Origin of the sequence: Novosphingobium sp. PhB55 (assembly GCF_004368805.1) — a bacterium.
Lineage (GTDB): Bacteria > Pseudomonadota > Alphaproteobacteria > Sphingomonadales > Sphingomonadaceae > Novosphingobium.
In genome coordinates, this window is the sequence record NZ_SODQ01000005.1 from 422464 (window position 1) to 442598 (window position 20135).

A 20135-nucleotide genomic window follows, 5' to 3' on the forward strand; every position below is an offset into this window, starting at 1 on the left:
CAAAGGGACAACCGCTCGTCCGGGCCGGTCCGCATCGGGACCTCACGCTGCTCACGGATTGCGGCAGGGAAGAACCCTACGCGCCGGTTGTCGGGGTGCATTTAGTGCATGTTTCGGGAAAACGCAAGATAATTGCTTTACTGCCTCTTCGCCGGTCCCGACCGCGACCCCGGCCCCGCGCCGATGACGCGGTACAGGGGCCTTAGCTGGTGAACAGCGCCTTGCGGATCACCGCGTGAACGCCGTAATTGCCATTGACGATCTGCGACACCCCGAAGTCCACGCCGACCGACAGCAGCGAGATCGCCTCGTCCTCGGTCAGCTGCTTGGCCGTCATCAGGAAACGGCGGGCCTTGCGGAAGGCGTCGCGCATGGCGGCGTCGATCGAGGATTGCTTGTAGACTTCGCTCTGCGCATCGTCGCCCAGTTCCTTCAGGTAGTTCGGGTGGCTGAAGCCCATCACCACCCACTCGGTCTCTGTCTCGATCAGCGGATAGTCGACATCCCTGAGCTGCTCCATCAGCCCCGCCGCCTTGTGATGGATCACCTGGACAAGCCCGGTCATCGAGCATTCGATGGCCGTGCCGCACAGCTCGCTGTCCCCCTGCGACGCATGGGGATCGCCCAGGGACAGCAGCGCACCGGGCACCTGCACGGGCAGGAACACCCGCGCGCCCGGCCCGGTCCGCCAATTGTCGAGATTGCCGCCGAAACTGGCCGGAGGCACCGAATCGACGAGGCCGTTATAGGCAGGCGCCACCGCGATCACGCCGAAATGCGGGCGGATCGGAATCTCGACATTGCGCAGAACGTCGTAATTGCGCTCGATGGAGGCGGGATCCACCGGGACTCCAGGATAGTCGTAGCGCGCATGAGTCACGCCCGAGGGGTCCACCTGCGGCGTCCAGCGATAGGAGTAGACCGCGTGAGCGGTCGGCAGGCGGCCTCCTGCGGCTTCCACTTCGTAGATCGTCACGACCTCGCGCATCTTCGGCTCGGTCAGCAGGTCGTTATAGTGGAAGCCCCAATAAGTGGCCGCGTTGGAGCCGAAGCACTTGCCGGCAAAGCGCGGATTGCCGCTGGGGCGGGGCTTGAGGTCCAGTATCCGCACTTCGACGAGATCGCCGGGCATGGCTTCCTCGATGTGGATCGGCCCGGTGCAGATGTGCACGCCGAAGCCCTCGCCCGGACCGCGGCCGACCGCGCTGGCATCCATCGGCCCTGCCCCGCGCCGGTCCACGGCCTTGCCGGTCTCGTCCCAGCGGTAGACGCTCTCTACCCCCGGATCCCCCTCCACCATGCGCTCATGATCGTCGTTGGCGTGGTGAGTCAGGGCCTCGATCGTCACGAAATCGCCCGAGCGGATGTGCAGCGCGGGTTTCAGGTCCTTGCTGAGATAGCCCCAATGAATGGTCTCGGGCGTGGCGGGCAAGTGATGGTGGCGCGAAATGCCGGTATCGCCCAGCAGCGCCGGCCCCATCGGCGCTTCCGCCAGCCCGGCGGCCTCCTCGCCCTCTCCCGTCAGTTCCGGCTCGCTCTCCATCGTCTCGACCCGCGCGGCCCGCTCCTTGCGGCCGGGGCGACCGCGGCGCAGCAGCTCGACCGCCTCCTGCTCCTGCGGCGGCGCCTTGCGGTATTCGCGGGGCGAAATGCCGTACTGCTCGCGGAAAGCGCGGGAAAACGAGGCGCTGTCGTTGAAACCCCATTCGAACAGGATGTCCGATATAGACTTCTGGACGTGCAGCGGGCTGCGCAAGTCGAGCCGGCAGCGTTCGAGCCTGCGCACTTTCACATAGTGCCCGAAGCTGTCGTTGATCGATTCGAACAGCTTCTGGAGATAGCGCGGCGAAATCCCGTGCTCGGCGGCGACCTGCTGATAGCTCAGCTCAGGGTCGGAGAGGCGAATCTCGATGGTCTGGAAGATCCGCTCCAGCAGCGCAGCGCGCATGCCCGCGGCGCCGCCCATGGCCTTGGCGGGGGCGTTGTCGAGCAGGCTGGTGACGAGGAATTCGGGAAAGGCCAGCTCGATCGGCCGGGCCTGGTCGGTGGTGATGTCCGAGATCGTGTCCGCCAGCGAGCGCAACATGCCCGAGAACACCCGCGCCGTGCCGCTTTCCGTTGCGATCTTGCGCGGCGGCCCGCTGATCGGGGTCTTGAGCCGGGCGCTGAGTTCGCTGTGCGGCACCTGCACGATCAGGCTGCGATTGTCGCCCGAGAACGAGAGGTGTACCGGGCTGTCGCCCCGGCCGCAGATCATCTCGCCGTCGGAAAGGCGCAGTTCCTGTTCGGAATCGCGCACGGTGGCGGTGCCGTCCAGCACCAGGGCCAGCCAATAAGTGGCAGGGCGATCGCGAAAGTCGATGGTCCAGGACTGGGGCGTGCCGGTGACGCGGATGAAGTCGATGCCGGTGCTGGCGCGAAACTGGATCAGTTCGCCGTAGAGGGTGGCGTCGTCCGCCTCGTCCAGCGTCAGCGAAAGCCGCTTGAGCGCAAAACGCCAGGCGTCGCGCCTTTGCTCCTTGGGATAGACATTCGTCGTTATACGCAAGCGGAAACCACCTAGAAGCGGGTGGCACCCTTCCCTGTCGGGCGACCAATTTCGGGGGCTTTGGCGACCTTTATGACAAAGGTCTATCGGCCGCCGCCCCCCTCGGCAAGAGTGCGCGAAAGAGCTATTCGAAGGGAGTCTCATTCCCGTACACGCTGGTGCCTCCCGCCGCTGCGGGCGCCTCGCCGCGGCCGCAGACGGCCAGCATGGTGAGGGCATAGACAAGCGCGCTGGAGGCCATGTCCGCCGGCGTCGGCCGCCAGCGCGGCATGCCGGTGGTGACGGCGGGCACCCGGTGCATGTTGAACACGTTGTGGTCGCGCCACATGCTGGAGAACACCGGGTGCGCCGGCTCCAGCGCCGTGCCGCGCGCCAGCCGCGTGGCGGCATCCACGGCACCGACCAGCGGCGCCACTTCGGAAGGCCGCGCCTCGAATCCGTGGCGCACGACCATGGGCTCCACGTCGAAGCCCTGCACGTCCACGCCGCGCATGGCCTCCATGATGCCGTGATAGGCATCGGCCGCCTTCTGGCGCGGGTTGAGCGAGACGTCGATATAGAGCGCGCAGACTTCCGTGCCCGCGCCGAAGTCTATCGGCATGCCGCCGCGAACCGAGGCGATCTGGACCTTGGGGTGGATCGCGCCGCTGGCGGTTTCCATGATGGAATCGGCCTCGAACTTCAGGCCCCAGGCGTGGAGCGCCTCGATCACCGCGCCAAGGCGGTAGATCGGGTTGGGATGCGCGCGGGGGTCGGCGGGAGCGTCGAGGATCGGGGAGAACACGCCCTGCCCGAAGATCCGCACGCGGTAGAGCGCATAGCCGCAGCCCTGCCAGGTCAGCCCGAAGTCCGTGCCTTCCGCGGCAATGACATAGTCCGGCGCGACGCCGCCGTGGTGGAACAGGTAATGCGCGCCGATGTCCTTGCCGTTCCAGCCGATGCCGGAAAACTCCTCGATCGGCTCGGGGCCGATCTCTCCCGGGCAGGCGGTGAGCCAGGTCTTGCCGGAAAGGCCGATCCCCGCCTTCTTCAGCGCCTTGGCGGCGATCAGGAAGCAGGACATCGGGCCGCGATCGTTGCTGATCGGGTAGCCGCGAAGTCGGCCATCCTCGTCCAGCCAGCACTGCGTCCACTCGGGATCGGCCAGGGTGGAATCGCGGTAGCGGAACTTGTCGTGCTCGGGCAGGCCGCTGGGCGATTCGGTGTCGAGGTGAGCGGTGAACAGCAGGTTCGCCCCGCGTCTCCCTCCCCTGGCCGAGCCGCCGTACTCGCCGATCACATTGGGACGTTCCGGCGTGGCCCCGACCTTGCGGGGATTGAAGCCCTCCTTCGCCATCCAGGCGTGGACGAATTCGGCCGCCGCCAGTTCCTCCCGCGATCGGCTGGGGATGTTGCCAAGGGTGAGCGCCAGTTCGACCAGCTCGTCGCTATCGATGGCTGCGGCGATGGCGGCGCGTTCCGCCTCGCTCACGGCGTAAGGCGCCTTGGCGGGATCGGCGAAAGTCGGGACGGGATCGGGCATGTCGGCCAAAGTCGGGGCTCCGTGTATGATCAGTGCGCGGCGGCGAAAAGCGGCCCATCCGCATCCGCGCCTTCCGCCTCCCGGCCGTAACGGGGGAGCAGCATGAGCAGCAGCGCCCCTGCCAGCAGCGCGGCACCGACACCGACAAGCGCGGGGCGGTAGGAATGGCGCGCGTCGAAGACCAGGTCGAGCAGGATCGGCGTCGTCCCCTGCGCGGCGATGACTGCCGAATACATCGCGCCGATCACCGAACCGAAGTGCCTGGTGCCGAAATAGCGGGCGATGAAGTAAGGCAGCGCGCCGAACTGGCCGCCGAGGCCGATACCGAGCAGCGCCCCGCCCGCGATCAGGAGCGGCATGCCTTGCGCGGTTTCCAGCAGGACCAGGCCTACGACGGCCATGAGATACATCGGCACGGCCACGCGCGGGGTCTGGATCTTGTCCATGATCCGTCCCGTGGCGATCTGCCAGCCGGATGTGACGAGCGCGAAGACGCTGACGACCGCCGTGCCCGCCGCCACCGAGAAGCCGCGATCGGAGAGGATCGGCACGACATGGCTGAACACCGCGGTGGTGCCGCCCGCCCCGGCCGCCAGTGCCAGCAGGATCAGCCAGAACATCGGCGTCTGCGCCGCTTCACCAAGAGTCATCCCCTCGCGGGGGCGCATGGTATCCGCCGCGCCCGAAGCGGCCCGATCGCGCAGCAGCACGAACAACAGCGGCAGGGCCACCACCAGCATGAAGGCGCTGATGCCAAGGTAGCCGGCACGCCATCCCCAGGTCTGCACCAGCACCGCCGCCATGACCGGCAGCACTACCGAGCCGATTCCGCAGCCGCCGCCCGCACTGATGCCGAGCGCGGTGCCGCGATTCTCGTCGAACCAGTCAGCGATCACTTTCTGGAAGATCGGCGTCCCCGCCATCGCCCCGAAGGCCGCGAGCACGGTGAACGTGGCGTAGAACTGGAAGAGGCTGCCGTTGGTCAGGGCCAGCGCCGCGATGGAAAGCGCCAGCCCGAAGGTGCCGACGAGCAGCGTCGTGCGCGCGCCGGCCCGGTCGATATGACGGCCGATCAACGGATACGTCACCGCGCCCACCAGGGCGAGGATGCCGAGGACGCCCGAGATACTCGCCCGGCTCCAGCCGAACGTCTCCGACAAGGGCACCAGGAACAGCCCGAAGACCGCGTGGACGGCCGGAGTCACGCTCACGGAATTGCCGAGCGTGCAGGCGAACAGCACGCCGCCCTTCGATCCGCGGGGGGGAGTGGTCACGGTCATGGGCGGCGGCTCCTGATTGGGATGGGGGCGGCAGGGCTCGGTGAAGCGACTCAGGTCCGCCAGGCGTTCTCGACCGCGCCGGTGGTGGTCAGCAGGACGCAGTTCTTCTCCATCGCCGAGAGCGAACTCTCGTGAAGGCCCGGCTCGTAGGCGGCGCTGGCATCGGAAACGAGGAACACGTCGTAGTCGTGGTGGAATGCCGAGCGCGCGGTCTGGTCCACGCAGCAATCCGTGGAGAGGCCGCAGATCACCAGCGTCTCGATGCCCCGCGCGCGCAGCTGCGCATCGAAGTCAGTGCCGTGGAAACCGTCGTAGAGCAGCTTGGCGATCTCGATGTCACCGGGCTGGGGGAAGATGCGGTAATGGTCCGCGCCGCCGTCCTCGGCGCGGCAGATCGCTTCTCCGCCCGGCTGGCCGCGCCGTGCCATCAGCGTCTTGAGCGCCCGCGAATCCGTTTCGGCGCTGGTGACGACGCGCATCAGCGCAACCGTGGCCCCGGCGCCGCGTGCCGCCGCCACCAGCTTCTCGCAATTGTCGATCGCCGCATCGGCGGATGAGAGGTCGACGCCGTAGCCGCCGAGCAGGCCGTGCGGCGCCGCGAAATCGACCTGGATGTCGATGACGACCAGGGCCGTCTTCGCAGGATCGATCATCGCCGCCAGTGCGGCCGGATCGACGTGCGGCAGGTCTTCGGTGCACGAGTGCGGCATCTGGGGCGGGATCTGGGCCATCGACTCAGCCCGCCACCGGCGCGGCGACTTTGCCGGGGAAGCGTTCGCGCAGGGCCGGCAGGATCTCGGCGCCGAAGACCGGCAGCCCCTTCAGGTAATCGTCGAAAATCAGCATGAGGCCGTCGGTGCCCGAGGCGTCGAGCAGTTCGCCGAGCTGTTCGGTCACGCTTTTCGCGCTGCCGACGATCTGGGCGGACATGAATGAGCTGCGCGCCTTGCGGGTGAAGTCGTTCTCCTTGCCGATCTCGGCATCGAGGAAGCCGTAAGCGCGCATCATGCCCGCCAGCGCGCCTTCGTCCAGCCCGGCGGCATAGTGTTCGGCGCGGGCCTTGGCCGCCGCATCGCTGTCGTCGATCACCAGGGTCATCATCGAATACGTGCGGATGTTGCGGCCATATTCGGCGGCGATGATCTTGGCGCGGTCGCTGTTCCTGGCCAGTTCCGGGGCGGTGCCGCCGGACAGGAAGATCGCATCCATCTCCTCCGAGGTGAGCCGCATGCCGATCTCGGAAGATCCGGCGCAGACCAGGAATGGCCGCTGCTCCGGCTTGGGCCAGGATTCGCAATCTTCCAGAGTGAAGTAGTCACCCTTCATGGTGACAGAATCCTCGCTCCACAGCGCCTTCACCGCGCGGACCCATTCATAGGCGAGATCGTAGCGCTGGTCGTGATTCACGTCCTCAGGCCAGGCGCCCATCTGCGCGAACTCACCCTTGTAGGAGCCGGTCACGACATTCAGCCCCGCCCGGCCGCCGCTCACCTGCTGGAGCGTCGCCATCATCTTGGCGGCGACGGCCGGATTCTGGAGCAGGGTGTGCAGCGTGGTGACGATGCGGGTCTTGCGCGTCACTTCGCTGAGCGCGGCCATGAGCACGATCGGATCGAGCGAGGAATCCCAGTGCTTCGTCTCGCCGCCATAGCCGCGGAACTTCGACATCGACATGATGAAGTCCATGCCCGCCGCCTCGGCCAGCACGGCGCACTGGCGGTTGTAGGCATAGGAGCCGTCAAGCTCGGGCTTGTTCTTCGACAGGATCCAGCCGCCGTTGGCGACCGGCAGGAACAGGCCAAGGTCCTTGCCGCCGTGGTCCGAAGGAAGTCCGAAGGGCGTCATGGGAAACTGGTTCATCGCGTCCTCTTGTTGGCCTGTCGTCTGGGGGCGGCCCCCGGATCCGGATCTGGTCCGGCACCGCTCGAAGTCAGCTTAGGGATGCCGCCGAAGGCTTCTTGATTGGCAGCGCATGTTCTGTTGCCGGCCGCCCGATCAGATCCTCCACCGCCGCGCGCATCGGCATGGCCGGTGCCGCGCCCTGGCCCAGGGTGCAGAGCGCCGCGGCCACGGTGGCATAAGGCAGGGCTTCCTCCAGGCAGCGCCCCTCGTCGAGCAAGGCCGCCAGCGCGCCGCAGAAGCAGTCCCCGGCGCCGATGGTGTCTACGGGTATCACCGGTAGGGCGGGGACGTGGAGCTGCCCGTCCGCGCGCACGGCCAGCGCGCCCCCGGCGCCGAGCGTGACGATGACGGTCTGCCCCTCGCGGCAGAGCAGGCCGCGCGCGGTCTCGGCCACGGCGACCATGTCGTCGTTGACCGGCGCCGCATCCAGGCCGAGGAATGCCGCCATCTCGTGCTGGTTGACGATCAGGATGTCGACATGCTCGAACAGCGCCCTGCCCTCGATCACGGCCGGGGCGGCATTCAGGATGCGGAGCGCCTTTGAACGGGCAAAGACCGGAAGCAGCGCCGAAACCGGCACTTCCAGCTGGGCCAGCAGCACGCCTTCGGCCACGGGCAGGGCATCGCGCAGGCGGGCGTTGGCACCGGGCACGACGATGATCTGGTTCTCTCCCAGCGAGTCCACGGCGATATAGGCCGTGCCCGTATCGACGCCAGGCAGCGTGGCGACGCCGCTGACATCGATGCCGTCCGCCTTGAGGCGCGAGAGCATCCAGCTGCCCGAATCGCCCTCCCCCACGGCGCCCACCATGCGGGTCTGTGCGCCCATCCGCGCCGCCGCCACCGCCTGGTTCGCGCCCTTCCCGCCGGGCAGCCGTGCCGTTGCCGTGGCCATGACCGTCTCGCCGGGCCGTGGAAGATGGTTCAGCGACGTGATGATATCGAGATTGATCGAACCGAAGATGTGAACTGCCAAAGCTGCCACCCCAACTTGCTCAGGGCGCCAAGCCGTTCCGCGCCCTTGCTTTCTTCATGGGCTGCATGGCGCCTCCGGACAGGTCAAGCGCCACCCGCCGCCGTGCGCGCTGCCGCAACAATTGCGGTTGCCAGCGCAAAGAGCGCGGATTGGCCCGGATCCTACAATGCGCTTGATCGAGGCCGCACCGGCCTGCAGCAATCCTCGCCGCAAAGCATGATCGGCGCAATCCTGAAGGACATCGAAGATGACGAAATGGCTCATCACGGGCATCGGCGGCGGCCTCGGGCGGGCCGTGGCGAAGGCGGCGCTGGCGCGTGGAGACTCGGTGGTCGGCACGACGCGCAGCGCGGGAGATGCGGCGTTCGAGGCGCTGGCACCGGGCCGCGCCCATGTTCTCTCTGTGGACCTGACCGACGATGCTTCGGTTCGCGCTGCCGTCGCCCGGGCCGAGACGCTGACCGGCGGTATCGACCGCCTGCTCAACAACGCCGGCTACGGCCTCGTCGGGGCGATCGAGGAAGTCTCCATCGACGAGGCGCGCGATCTGTTCGAAATCAATGTCTTCGGCGCGATCCGCATGATCCAGGCAGTGCTCCCCGCCATGCGGGCGCGGCGGGCGGGCCATGTCGTCAACATCACTTCGGTGTCCGGCCATGCGCCCTGGGCGGGTACCGGCGTCTACGGGGCCAGCAAATATGCGCTGGAATGCGTGGGCCAGACCCTGGCGCAGGAGGTGGCACCCTTTGGCATCCGCGTGACCAATGTCGCGCCCGGAGGGTTCCGCACCGGATTCGCGGCCTCGGGCCTCAAAGTCGCGGCGAAGGACATCGCCGATTACGAGGACGGCGCTCACTTCGCGCGCCGCAGCCTCACCGCGGGCGCCGGCGCCGAAAAGGGCGATCCTGCGCGTGGGGCCGAGGCTATCCTGGCCGCCCTCGACGCAAAGGAGCCCCCGCTCCATCTGTTCCTGGGCGAAGACGCGCTGCACTACGCCCGCGACCAGATCGCATTCGTGGGACAGCAGATGGACGCTTGGGAAACGCTTTCGCTTTCCACCGCGTTCGAGCCGGCCTGAGGGAGGAGCGGCAATCGTCAGCCGCTCATGTCGGATGAGAGGTCCGGGGTCCAGGGGAGCTTACCGCGCCCCGCCCCGGCCTGTCGTCACTTCCGGGATTTCGGCTGCGGCAGGGCTACGTCCGTGGCATCTGCCTTGGCGTCGGCGTCGGCCTGCTGGCGGCGCTGCTGGTCGAAATAGGCCTTTTCGGCTTCCTCGACGCGCTTCTGCTGGGCGGCGGCATCTTCATCGATGGTGGAAAGGCGCTTTTCGCGCTCGGCCTCGATCAGCTTGCTGAACTGCACTTCCGAACCGTTCTTCCTTTCGGAATAGGCCTGGTTGATCAGTTTCTGGGTGCAACCCGAAGCGCCGCCCGCGCCGACCGGCGAGCAGCTCATGTTGCCGAAAGCGCCGACCGTCTCATAAGCCTGCACTTTGTTGCTCCAGGCTTCCGACTGCGGCCGATCGATGCCGCGCAGCGGCTCGGGAATGCGGAAGCGCTCCGCCTCCGCCTTGCGCGCGCAGACGGTGATCTCGTTGCCGGAGGAGGCGGGGCAAGGGTCTTCGCCGTAGACGATGAGCTGGTTCACCTTCTCGTCGCCCGAACCCAGATCGTCCGTGGCAACCTGGGGCGCCTGCGCCAAGGCGGGCATCGCGCCCATGGTCAGCCCGCAGGCGGCGCCGAAAGTGGCCAGGGCTGCGGCGGTCGTCAGGAGGCGCGTCATGGAATTGCTCCAGCTTTGGTCGATGGCTTCGCGGTGCCACAAGATGGCCGCGGCAGCCTTGAACGGTATCCTGGAGCAATTCCGATCCGAATGCATCGGATTCACTGCACCAGGCTCCTGGTTTGTCACGTTTTCCGAGTCATCGGGTGATTCCACCTGATTGGAGAACGCTCCAAGGTAACATACCGCCCTTCTTGGTCGACAGTATAACGTACGGATTTCAGATTCTTTCCGAGAGCTTGATCGCCACCCGGCAACCAAGACGGATCGCGTTGAACAGCAGGGGATAGGCCGGTGCCTTTTCCGCGCCTGCCGCCAGCGCGGCATCGCGGTGTTCGCGTTCCTCGTCCCGGAACTTGCGGATCACGTCGCCCAGTTCGGGATCCTCGTCACCCAGGTCTTCGATCTGCTCGCTGTAGTGGCGGTCGATCTCGGTTTCGATCGCGGCGGTGCAGGCCATGGCCGCTTCCGGCCCGATCAGCGCCGTCGCGGCGCCCAGCGCATAGCCGGCCGCCGACCAGACGGGCTGAAGCAAGGTAGGCCGCACGCCCCGCTCGGCGATCATCGCGTCGAACCGGGCCTGATGCTCCGCCTCCTGCTCGGCCATGCCGGCGATCTCGGTGGAGTGCGGCGCGCGCGCGCCCATCACCGCCAACTGGCCCGCGTAAATGCGCGTCGCGCCGAATTCACCGGCCTGATCGACCCGAATCATCCGCGCGGCCTTCGATGACGTCATGACGGAACCTTGCGGCTGCGGGCGACGAGGCCGAACACGGCCAGCGCACCCAGGGTGGAAATGAGGAAGTTGAAGCCCGCCAGCGAAACGCCGCCCAGGGTCCAGGGCGCGACGTCGCAGCGGATCACCGGCGCATTGAGGATCGCGTCCATCGGGTCCACCCCGGCCGCGAAAGGCGTGGAAGTGCAGGCGGTCATGCCCTGCCACCAGCCATATTCCACGCCGGCATGATAGCCGCCGATCAGGCCCGAAGTCAGGATGCCCACCGCCGCCACCGCCACCAGCGGACGGACCGGACGCCAGAAGAACGCCAGCGCCGCGAAGACGATGGCGAACATGTGCGGATAGCGCTGCCACCAGCACATCTCGCAAGGATGAAGTCCGAAGACATACTGGCTGACATAGGCCCCGCCCAGCAGGACCACGGGTACGGCCAGCGCAAGCGCGCGGGCGGCGCGCAAGGGAGCGGCAACGGCAACGGTCATGACGACGGCCTCAGTCCTTCTGCGCGGTCTTGGGCACGGGCGGAACCGTGGCGGGCGGCGCGGTATAGCGCGCAAGCGCCGGCTTGCCCGCGGTGCGGCGCAGCGTGTCGATGGCGTAAGTCAGCTGGAAGTCGTCGATACCCTGCTTCTTCAGCTCATCGGCAGAGGCCTTGAAGCGCGGATCGTCCGCCTTGTCGGTCTCCAGTTCCTTGTCGTCCAGCGAGGCCTCGTTGATGAGGTGGCCGCGAAGGTCCGATTCGCGCACCGCCCGTTCGGCCCGCAAACGCGCATCCGGGTCGGACAGCTGCGGCACCTTGATGTCGGGCAGGATGCCGCCCTCCTGAACCGAATGGCCCGAAGGGGTGAAGTAGCGCGCGGTGGTGAGCTTCACGGCGCTGTTCTTGTCCAGCTGGATGAACGACTGGACAGAGCCCTTGCCGAACGTACGCTCGCCCATGACGACGGCACGATGCTGGTCCTGGAGCGCGCCGGCGACGATCTCGGAAGCCGAAGCCGAACCCGCGTCGACCAGCACCACGATCGGCATGCCCTTCACGGCATCGCCCTTGAACATCGTTTCCGCGCGGTAATACTGATTCTCGCTGGCGATGCGGCCGCGCTGCGACACGATCACGCCCTTGTCGAGGAACAGGTCGGACAGCGCCACGGCCTCGTCCAGCGAACCGCCGGGGTTGGAGCGCAAGTCGAGCACCAGGCCATCGAGCTTGGCGCCCTTGGTCGCAGCCTGCTTCTTGAGATCGGCAATGCCCTTGTTCACGAAGTTGCCGACATCGCGCGAGAACTCGTTCACCGAGATCACGCCCACGTCGTCCTTCAGTTCCCAGGTCACCGGTTCCAGTTCGATCACGCCGCGCGTCACGGTGACATCGAAAGGCTTGTCGCGGCCGGGACGGTAGATCGTCAGGCGGATCGAGGTGCCGGCCTGGCCGCGCATCTTCGACACTGCCTCGTCCAGGTCGCGCTCGTAATAGAGCACGCCGTCGAGATGAGTGATGTAATCGCCCGCCTTGAGCCCGGCCTTTTCCGCGGGGCTGCCCTTGAACGGCGAGACGATCTTCACGGCGCCGTCGTCCTCGACCACCGAAAGGCCGAGTCCGGTGTAATTGCCGTCGATCATCGTCTCCAGCCGCTGCAGCGAGGGGCCGTCGAGGTAGTTGGAGTGCGGGTCGAGACTGGCCAGCATGCCGTCGATCGCGCCCTTGATGAGCTTGTCGTCGTCAACCTGATCTACGTAGTTCGCCTTGACCAGTTCGTAGATCGTGAAAAGCTTGCTGAATTCTGGATTCACGCGGCTGTCCACCGCGGCAAGACCGGACGTCGCCGCAGGAAGGACGGCAACGGCCGACACCAGCAGGGCAGCGCGCATCAGGGGTGCGAATTTCATCGGGCTTAGGGGCCTTTTCGTGGGTCACGCCGGCCGGGGGCCGGGGAATTCCTGACTGTAATCCTACAGGACCGCGCGCACAATTGCCAAGAACGCGCAAACCTGTCGCGAGGCTAGAGGATCGAGAATGAACGCGGCAGGAATGGAGAGGCTGCCGCGCGCCGCGAAGGAACGTTCATAGCGAACGGATGTATTGTAGAGGATTCACCGCCTCGCCCTGCCGCCGCAGTTCGACCATGACGCGCGGATCGCGCGGCCCCGTCGTGCCGATGGGCGCCCCGGCCACCACCTGGCGGCCCACGTCCGCGTCGAGCCGCGTCAGCCCCGTGATCAGCGAGGTCCATCCGCCGCGATGCTCGATGATGACGATCTGCCCATAGCCGCGATAGGGACCGGCAAATGCGATGCGCCCGGCGGCCGGTGCCACCACTTGCGCGCTGGCCCGTGTCGCCAGCGAAAGTCCGCGCGAAGGCGCCTGTCCCGGCAGGACTTCCCCGAAACCTGTCACCAGCCGCCCCGTCACCGGCAGCATGTAGCTGGCCAGCCCTTCGGGAACGGGCACGAATTGCGAAGCCTCTATCACCCGCGTTTCTTCCGGTCGCAAGGGGCGCATCGTCGGGCCGGGCAGCGCCGCAAGCTGTTCTCGCAGCGCGCCCTGCTCGCCCATCCGGTCCACCAGGTCTCCGAGATCGCGGGCCTTCTCCGCCAGGGCCAGCGCCCGTTCGCCCTCGCGCGCGGCAATGCCGCTCGCCTCGCGCCCGGCAAGGCGCTGGCGGGATTCCAGAATGGCCAGGGCCTTGCGCCGCTGGCGCATCTCGCCCTCCATTTCCGCAAGCTGCCGTCCGGCCGCCCGCGCCTGCTGCTCCAGCGCACGGCCCCGTTCGATCTCACTGCGCAGCCCGCGGGTGCGACGCTCGACTTCCGGCAGCATGGTATCGAGCAAGGCGCGCAGATAGACCGCGTCGCGCACCGAACCCGGCCGCAGCACGGCCAGGAGCGGCGGACGGCGCGACAGGCACTGGAGCGAACCCGTCAGCCGCGCCAGCGGGGCCTGCTTTTCCGCCAGACGCTCGCGCAAGTCGACGCGCTCGATGGCGATGAGCCGGACCTGGGCGCGCTGCGCAGCGATTCCGGCTTCGGTTTCCTGGATGCGCGCGGCGACAGCGGCGGTTTCCCGCGCGGTCCGTTCGGCCTGCTCAGTGACATCGCGGGCCCGGGCTTCCAGCTTTTCCGCGCGGCGGCGCGCCGCATCGCCCTCCTTTCGGGCGACGAGCATCTCGCGCTGTGCCTGGGTCGCGTCCACCGCCGGGTCGAGCACGGCCAGCGCCCCGGACTGGGTCAGCCCCTGTCCGGCAAGCACGGCCATTCCGACTGCCAGGGCAGCGGAGGCAGTGACGATGAAAGTGCGTGGTCCCGGCTTCACGACGGGATGATTAGGGCAGCGCGAGTCCCGCGGAAAGAGGAAACCTTGCGCTTTCCTGGGAGATATTCGGCCTGCGAAGACCGAAACCGATCGCCGCCGCCGTGCCTCTCGCTCAGCCCGAACGGTGGTACGGATGTCCCGCCAGAATCGCGGTCGCGCGCCAGAGCTGTTCGGCCAGCATCGCGCGGGCCATCAGATGAGGCCAGGTCATCTTGCCGAAGCACAGCAGGTGATCGGCCTGGGCGCGGGCCTCGTCACCGTGACCGTCGGCCGCGCCGATCAGAAAGCGGCATTCGCGCACGCCTTCATCCCGCCAGCGTCCGAGCAGCGCGGCGAATTCCTCCGAACTCATGACTTTGCCGCGCTCGTCCAGCAGGACTTCGCGGAAAGGGGTCTGCACCGGCGGCGGCACTTTACCGCCCACGTCCGGCAATTCGCTATGGCGGAAGGGCCAGGTGAGCCGCTTGGCATAGCGATCGAGCAGTTCCGCCTCCGGCGAACGCGCGATCTTGCCGCGGGCGATGATATGCAGAAGCATGGGTGCCCAATCTCAGGCGCAAAAACGCGAAATGCGGCAACCACGGGCGCAGCCTGGGCGGCGCGCCGCGAGGTTCAGCCGGATCCCGGCCGCACTTGGCGGCCGGGTCATCCCAGTCCGTTCCGATCGGGACCCGGGGCCGTTACCGCCTGAGCCCATGAAGGCTCAAGCCGCATTCGGCTCAGGCCGCGCCCGACGGTCCGTCGAAGCCCCACATCCGTTCAAGGTTGTAGAAGCTGCGCACTTCCGGACGGAAGAGGTGAACGATCACGCCACCTGCGTCGACCAGAACCCAGTCGGCTGCCGGCAGACCCTCGATGCGGGAATGACCGAAGCCACCCTGCTTGAGGCGTTCGCCGAGTTTCTGGGCCATGGCCGCCACCTGGCGGGTCGAACGGCCCGAAGCGATCACCATGAATTCGGCGATCGTCGACTTGCCGGCGAGGTCGATGGTCACGATGTCCTGCGCCTGGTCGTCATCCAGGGACTGCAGGACGAGGGCCAATTGCGGGTCGTCTGACTCGACCATGGCCGGGGGCGTTGCGCCGGTTGAAGCCGGCTGTATCTGTGCCTGTGGCATCTTAAGTAGGGTCTGCTCCTTTCAGCGACCGACCGGGCCGGGCATGAAATGCCCTGCCGCACTCGATCTGATCATTGGATTTCCGGCATGCGAACGAGAGGCATCAAGCCTGCTCACGCTGCATCTCCGGGTATCGGGCGGTGGGTGACATCGTCTCTGAGCGAATCGATGCCCCAATGTTCCACGGTATCGGAGCCTGCCTGCGGAAGCCTGTTCATCAGCTTCCGGGCCCACTCCGGATCAGCCCGGCGTAGAGCCGTGGCCGACCGCGTATCGGGGTCGAATCGCAATGTCACCAGCGCGGGTGCGCTCCACCTTTCCGGACCACGAAGACTAGGACGGGGCCTCCGGAACCTCCCCAACCAGACCATCGCGGGGCTCGCGAAGGCATCCCCATCATACCCCGGACGCGCGATAACCGCAATCGGCATGAGTCTCGCGATGGCGCGCCAGTCTTTCCACTGATGGAACTGGGCCAGATTGTCCGCTCCCATGAGCCAGACGAAGCGGCGTTTCGGGTAGCGCCGGACCAGCTTTTTCAGCGTATCGACGGTGTAGCGCGTACCCAGTTCACGCTCGATCGCCGTCACCCGGATCGGCGCACGGCGGGCCTGCCGGCGGGCCGAAAGCACCCGCGCGGCCAGCGGCGCCATCCCGGCCCTGGGCTTCAGCGGATTTCCCGGCGAGACCAGCCACCAGACCTCGTCGAGTCCCAGTGCCTCTGCCGCGAACAGGCTGATGCGCCGGTGCCCGCCATGGGCCGGATTGAAACTGCCGCCAAGCAGGCCGGTGATCGGGCCGAGGCGGGTCCTGCGGTCAGCCATGCAAGGGAATCGCGGTGCGCGGAACGGTCAGGGCCGTTCCTGCCCGGTGCCGCGGACCAGCCACTTGTACGTCGTCAGTCCCTCCAGCGCGACCGGGCCGCGCGCATGGAGCCGGCCGGTGGCGATGCCGATCTCGGCGCCAAGGCCGAATTCGCCGCCGTCGGCGAACTGGCTGGAGGCGTTGACCATCACGATGGCGCTGTCCACTTCGGCCAGGAAGCGCTCGGCCGCGGCCGGATCGGCAGCGACGATGGCATCGGTGTGGTGCGAGGAATGCGCGGCGATATGGTCCATCGCCGGGTCCAGCCCGTCCACCACTGCCACCGAGAGCACGGCATCGAGATATTCGGTGTCCCAGTCCTCGTCACCGGCAGGCAGAACCCGCGGGTCCAGCGCCTGTGCGCGGGCATCGCCGCGCAGTTCGCAGCCCGCATCCGCCAGCGCGCGCACCACTTCGGCGGAACCGGGGAACTGCGTATCGAGCAGCAGCGTCTCCATCGAACCGCAGATGCCGGTGCGGCGCAGCTTGGCGTTGACGGCGATGCCGCGCGCCATTTCCGGGTCGGCGGAGGCGTGGACATAAGTGTGGCAGATACCGTCCAGGTGGGCGAGCACCGGCACGCGGGCATCGGCCTGAACCCGCGCCACCAGGCTCTTGCCGCCGCGGGGCACGATCATGTCGATCAGGCCTGCCGCAGTCAGCATGGCGCCCACCACGGCGCGGTCCTGCGTGGGTACGAGCTGGACTGCCGCGGCGGGAACGCCCGCCTGTTCCAGGCCCGAGACCATCGCTGCCAGAATCGCGCGGTTGGAATGCAAGGCCTCGCTGCCGCCGCGCAGCAGCACGGCATTGCCCGAGCGCAGGCAAAGCGCCGCCGCATCGGCGGTGACGTTGGGGCGGCTTTCGTAGATGATTCCGATCAGCCCGATCGGAATGCGCACGCGCGACAGCTTGAGCCCATTGGGGCGCGCGCTTTCGGAGATGATCTCGCCCACCGGATCGGGCAGGCCGGCCACTTGCTCGACCGCATCGGCCATGGCGGCAAGGCGACCGGCATCGAGGCGCAGGCGATCGAGCATGGCGCCCGTCAGCCCCTTGGCCTCTCCCGCTGCCACGTCCCGCGCATTGGCCTCCAGGATGGCTGGCTCCGCGGCCCGCAGCGCATCGGCGGCGGCGCGCAGGGCATCGGCCTTCTGCGCATCGGTGAGCCGGGCCAGCAGGCGCTGCGCGGCGCGGCCCTCGGTGGCCAGGCGGGCTACAAGCGCCTCAGGCGTCTCATCGACAGGAGCCTGTTTCTCGGCGACGGGAGTGGTCTGCAGGTTCATGGCCAGCGGCCTAGCACCGTTGGAAGGGGCTGTCACCGACCGGACATGGTCCGAGAGCCGATCCTGCGCGATCCCGACAATGCGATTGAAAAACCGAAGTTTTTCGACGAATCACCCGAAACGGGAGATGAACGGCCCAGCCCGCAATCGAAACGGGTTCCTCCGTTTATCGCAAGCACAGTTCGACTCAGCGGGATTCCGCAAGGACTCACGGCAAGTCGATTCGCCTTGCCGCCCGCCCCCTGCTAGCTCGCCGGCCCGGGTTCAAGCCAAAAATTCACGCCGAGAAACTACGCGGGGTCGTTTTGAAATCAACATCTGCCGGGACGCTCAAGCGGCGTCTCAAGGCGGCGTTCCCGGATCGCGAACTGATCGTGCGATCGCAGGGGCAGGTCCGCTTCATCCGTATCTCGTCGGGAATGCAGAAGGCCGCCGCCGGCGTGGCCGTCTCGCTGCTCGGCGCCTGGTGCGTCTCGATGGGTGCCCTGGCCTTCTCGCAGTTTTCGGCAACCAGCGAATCCGCCGCCCTGGCCACGCGTGAGGCGCGTGTCGCCGCCGCGGCCAGCAACGTCGAAAAGTATCGCGACAATCTGGACGGCACGGTGGCCGACCTCGCCCGCCGCCAGCAGTTCATCGAGAAGATGATCGACGCGCACATCGGCGAGCTTCCCGAGGAAGCCCCCGCCGAGGACGCAGCGAAGGCTGACCCGGCACAGGCTGACCCGGCAAAGGCCGGCGAACCCGCCCGCAAGATCAGCGCCGTCCTGCCCGAGGCCGGCAAGCTAGCCCAGCTCGAAGCCGGGCAGATCGCGCTCGTAGAACGGCTGACCCGCTATGCCGACCACCGCGCCGCCCTTGCTTCCGACACGATCCGCAAGCTCGGCCTGAACCCTGCCCCGATCATGGCCCGCGCCCGCTCCAAGGTGGCGGAAGGTGGTCCGCTGGAAAGCCTCGCCACCGCGGCCGACGGATCTCTGGACCCCCGCTTCCAGCGCCTGGGCCTCAGCCTTGCGCGCATGGACGCGCTGGAGAACGGCCTCGCTTCGATCCCGCAGGTGCAGCCGGCCCATGTTGCCTATGTCTCTTCCAGCTACGGCTACCGGTCCGACCCCTTCACCGGCGGCGCCGCGTTCCATGCCGGGCTCGATTTCCCGGGCCCGATGGGTTCGCCGATCTACGCCGCCGCCAAGGGCAAGGTGTCCTTCGTCGGGCAGCGCCAGGGCTACGGAAACTGCATCGAGATCAGCCATGGCAATGGCCTGATGACCCGCTACGGCCACCTTTCCGCTTTCGGCGTTCGCGTCGGGCAGGAAGTGGACGGCGGAACCCGCATCGCCGCGATGGGCAGCACTGGCCGCTCCACCGGCTCGCACCTCCACTTCGAAGTGCGCGTCAACAATCGCCCGATGAATCCGCGCCCCTTCCTGGAGGCCGCCCGCAATGTTCAGCAAGAAGCCCGATAACACCATGGTCAAGAACTTCACCAGCCACCGCACCGGCCCGACCTCGGGCTTCTCGATGCTCGGCAACGACATCACGCTCACCGGCAATGTCGAAGCCTCCGCCGATCTCCATATCGACGGACGGGTGATCGGCGACATCACCTGCAAAGCGCTCGTCCAGGGCGAGGAGAGCGAGATCTCCGGCGGAATCTCCGCCGAATCGGTCCGCATCGCCGGAATCGTGCGCGGCACCATCGCCGCCCGCGAAGTGGTGATCCTCAAGAGCGCGCAGATCATCGGCGACATCGCCTACGATGCCCTCACCATCGAGCAGGGCGCGCGCCTCGAAGGCCGGCTCAGCCCCAATGGCGGCCAGATGCCCCCGGCCCTCGCGCGCCTGCCGCACGCTTCCGCGGAAGCCGAAGTGGAAGTGCTGGCCGCCGAGTAAGCGGCCCGCATCCCCGAGGCGGGGACGGCAGACAGCAAAAAGGCCCGCGACAGTCATCTGTCGCGGGCCTTTTTTCGTTCCGGTAAAGGATCGCTGCGCGCCGGATCGCTCCGGCGCACCGCGTCGACAGGATCGGTTACTCGCCCCGGTCTCCGCCCGTTTCGCCCGCTGCCTCGGCGGCACGCTTGGCTTCGAGCCAGGCAGCGACTTCGGCTTCCTGCGCGGCTTCGCTGGCGGCGCGCGATGCGGCCTCACGCTCGGCGCGCAGTTCCTCGATCAGGGCTTCACGGTCGTCCGTCAGACGCTCGTCGTTCTGGCCGTCATCCTGGATGCCTGCCTTCTTCGCGGCCTTGAACACGATGGCATCGAGTTCGCGCTGCGAGCAGAGGCCCAGCGTAACCGGGTCCTTCGGGGTGATGTTGGCGATGTTCCAGTGCGAACGGTCGCGGATGGCCGCGATCGTGTTGCGGGTGGTGCCGATCAGCTTGCCGATCTGCGCGTCCGACACCTCGGGGTGGTTGCGCAGGATCCAGGCGATACCGTCCGGCTTGTCCTGGCGCTTGGAAACCGGGGTGTAGCGCGGGCCCTTGGTGCGGTTCGAAGTGACCGGCACCTTGTGCATGCGCAGCTTGTATTCGGGGTTGGCCTGCCCCTTTTCGATTTCTTCCATCGTCAGCTCGCCCGAACGAACGGGGTCGCGGCCGGTGTACTTGCTGGATGCCAGATCGTCGGCCATCGCCTGCACTTCGAGCATGTGCAGGCCGCAGAACTCTGCGATCTGCTCGAAGGTCAACGCAGTGGTGTCGACCAGCCAGGAGGCGGTCGCGTGCGGCATCAGCGGAGTGGGCTGGCTCATGTCTCTATCTCCGGCGGAAACAATAAGGGCCGCCCCTTCGCGGAGCGGCCGTACAGAGCCGA

Annotated in this window: 19 protein-coding genes; 3 read left to right on the forward strand and 16 right to left on the reverse strand. The window is 67.3% G+C overall.

The annotated features are described in order from the left end of the window. Window positions 1–202: 202 nt before the first annotated feature. From EDF57_RS14660 to EDF57_RS14685, 6 genes are all read right to left on the reverse strand, one after another. Window positions 203–2548, reverse strand: coding sequence for an acetamidase/formamidase family protein (locus EDF57_RS14660; protein ID WP_243654132.1), 2346 nt, complete (start codon window positions 2546–2548; stop codon window positions 203–205). Window positions 2549–2672: 124 nt separating this feature from the next. Then, window positions 2673–4070: a peptidase M20 gene (locus EDF57_RS14665; RefSeq protein WP_134094903.1), complete on the reverse strand. Its 1398-nt coding sequence runs from the start codon at window positions 4068–4070 to the stop codon at window positions 2673–2675. A gap of 29 nt (window positions 4071–4099) precedes the next feature. Next, window positions 4100–5350: an MFS transporter gene (locus tag EDF57_RS14670; protein WP_134094800.1), complete on the reverse strand. Its 1251-nt coding sequence runs from the start codon at window positions 5348–5350 to the stop codon at window positions 4100–4102. A 50-nt stretch (window positions 5351–5400) separates the two neighbouring features. Continuing rightward, entirely contained in the window at window positions 5401–6081 is a 681-nt protein-coding gene (locus tag EDF57_RS14675; RefSeq protein ID WP_243841072.1) for an isochorismatase family cysteine hydrolase, read from the reverse strand. 4 nt (window positions 6082–6085) lie between these two features. Next, on the reverse strand, window positions 6086–7210 hold the full coding sequence (locus EDF57_RS14680) for an LLM class flavin-dependent oxidoreductase (RefSeq protein WP_134094801.1): 1125 nt from the start codon (window positions 7208–7210) through the stop codon (window positions 6086–6088). A 70-nt stretch (window positions 7211–7280) separates the two neighbouring features. Continuing rightward, window positions 7281–8228, reverse strand: a complete 948-nt coding sequence (locus EDF57_RS14685) for a ribokinase (protein ID WP_134094802.1) — start codon at window positions 8226–8228, stop codon at window positions 7281–7283. Window positions 8229–8475: 247 nt separating this feature from the next. Here EDF57_RS14685 and EDF57_RS14690 point away from each other — a divergent pair, with 247 nt between their 5' ends. Then, window positions 8476–9306 (forward strand): oxidoreductase, encoded by an 831-nt coding sequence (locus EDF57_RS14690; protein ID WP_134094803.1) that lies wholly within the window; start codon window positions 8476–8478, stop codon window positions 9304–9306. A gap of 86 nt (window positions 9307–9392) precedes the next feature. Here the strand turns inward: EDF57_RS14690 and EDF57_RS14695 are convergent, their stop codons facing one another. The 9 genes from EDF57_RS14695 to EDF57_RS14735 all read right to left on the reverse strand — a co-directional run bounded on the left by EDF57_RS14695 (window position 9393) and on the right by EDF57_RS14735 (window position 17327). Continuing rightward, window positions 9393–10010 (reverse strand): hypothetical protein, encoded by a 618-nt coding sequence (locus tag EDF57_RS14695; protein ID WP_132264358.1) that lies wholly within the window; start codon window positions 10008–10010, stop codon window positions 9393–9395. 220 nt (window positions 10011–10230) lie between these two features. Continuing rightward, on the reverse strand, window positions 10231–10746 hold the full coding sequence (locus tag EDF57_RS14700) for a demethoxyubiquinone hydroxylase family protein (protein WP_132264356.1): 516 nt from the start codon (window positions 10744–10746) through the stop codon (window positions 10231–10233). Beyond that, window positions 10743–11231 carry a disulfide bond formation protein B gene (locus EDF57_RS14705; protein WP_134094804.1) on the reverse strand — a complete coding sequence of 163 codons (489 nt, stop codon included), beginning with the start codon at window positions 11229–11231 and terminating at the stop codon, window positions 10743–10745. The genes EDF57_RS14700 and EDF57_RS14705 overlap by 4 nt, the downstream gene beginning before the upstream one ends. A 10-nt stretch (window positions 11232–11241) precedes the next feature. Continuing rightward, on the reverse strand, window positions 11242–12636 hold the full coding sequence (locus EDF57_RS14710) for a S41 family peptidase (RefSeq protein ID WP_134094805.1): 1395 nt from the start codon (window positions 12634–12636) through the stop codon (window positions 11242–11244). Between the two features lie 175 nt (window positions 12637–12811). Further along, window positions 12812–14059 carry a peptidoglycan DD-metalloendopeptidase family protein gene (locus EDF57_RS14715; protein WP_243841073.1) on the reverse strand — a complete coding sequence of 416 codons (1248 nt, stop codon included), beginning with the start codon at window positions 14057–14059 and terminating at the stop codon, window positions 12812–12814. Window positions 14060–14171: 112 nt separating this feature from the next. Beyond that, on the reverse strand, window positions 14172–14597 hold the full coding sequence (locus EDF57_RS14720; RefSeq protein WP_132264349.1) for a 23S rRNA (pseudouridine(1915)-N(3))-methyltransferase RlmH: 426 nt from the start codon (window positions 14595–14597) through the stop codon (window positions 14172–14174). Between the two features lie 181 nt (window positions 14598–14778). Next, window positions 14779–15126, reverse strand: a complete 348-nt coding sequence (rsfS, locus tag EDF57_RS14725; protein WP_132264347.1) for a ribosome silencing factor — start codon at window positions 15124–15126, stop codon at window positions 14779–14781. Between the two features lie 164 nt (window positions 15127–15290). Continuing rightward, the gene (locus tag EDF57_RS14730; protein ID WP_132264345.1) at window positions 15291–16001 is read right to left on the reverse strand and encodes a nicotinate-nucleotide adenylyltransferase; all 711 of its coding nucleotides are present in this window, start codon (window positions 15999–16001) and stop codon (window positions 15291–15293) included. A 27-nt stretch (window positions 16002–16028) separates the two neighbouring features. Then, a complete protein-coding gene (locus EDF57_RS14735) occupies window positions 16029–17327 on the reverse strand; it encodes a glutamate-5-semialdehyde dehydrogenase (RefSeq protein WP_134094806.1) in 1299 nt (432 codons plus the stop codon). A 305-nt stretch (window positions 17328–17632) separates the two neighbouring features. Between EDF57_RS14735 and EDF57_RS14740 the strand changes: the two genes are divergently transcribed. Then, window positions 17633–18790 carry a M23 family metallopeptidase gene (locus EDF57_RS14740; RefSeq protein WP_134094807.1) on the forward strand — a complete coding sequence of 386 codons (1158 nt, stop codon included), beginning with the start codon at window positions 17633–17635 and terminating at the stop codon, window positions 18788–18790. Between the two features lie 4 nt (window positions 18791–18794). Continuing rightward, the gene (locus EDF57_RS14745) at window positions 18795–19217 is read left to right on the forward strand and encodes a polymer-forming cytoskeletal protein (protein WP_132265263.1); all 423 of its coding nucleotides are present in this window, start codon (window positions 18795–18797) and stop codon (window positions 19215–19217) included. A 136-nt stretch (window positions 19218–19353) separates the two neighbouring features. On the opposite strand, the gene EDF57_RS14750 is transcribed toward EDF57_RS14745, so the two are convergent. After that, the gene (locus tag EDF57_RS14750; protein WP_132264341.1) at window positions 19354–20073 is read right to left on the reverse strand and encodes a DUF1013 domain-containing protein; all 720 of its coding nucleotides are present in this window, start codon (window positions 20071–20073) and stop codon (window positions 19354–19356) included. Window positions 20074–20135: the final 62 nt, after the last annotated feature.